Below are 236 nucleotides of genomic sequence, written 5' to 3'. Positions count from 1 at the left end.
CACGCTGGAGGATGTCACCGCTCAGCTGCATCCGGAGCTGAGTGATGCCGCGGTGCGCGCCGCCCGTGCGCTGGACATCCCGGTGGTCGGCCTGGACCTGCTGGTGCCGGCGCCGGACCAGCCGGAGTACGTCTTCATCGAAGCCAACGAGCGCGTCGGCCTGGCCAATCACGAGCCACAGCCGACCGCCGAGCGCTTCATCGACCTGCTCTTTCCGCTCAGCGTCGCCGGCTGAG

At 69.5% G+C, this 236-nt stretch carries 1 pseudogene; it reads left to right on the top strand.

The features are described 5' to 3' along the window. Positions 1–235 (top strand): annotated as a pseudogene (locus V6767_RS22755) (N-acetylglutaminylglutamine synthetase); the annotation flags it as partial. Position 236: the final 1 nt, after the last annotated feature.

The sequence above is a fragment of the Martelella sp. FLE1502 genome, from assembly GCF_053484255.1.
This window is presented reverse-complemented; position numbering and strand designations above follow the sequence as displayed.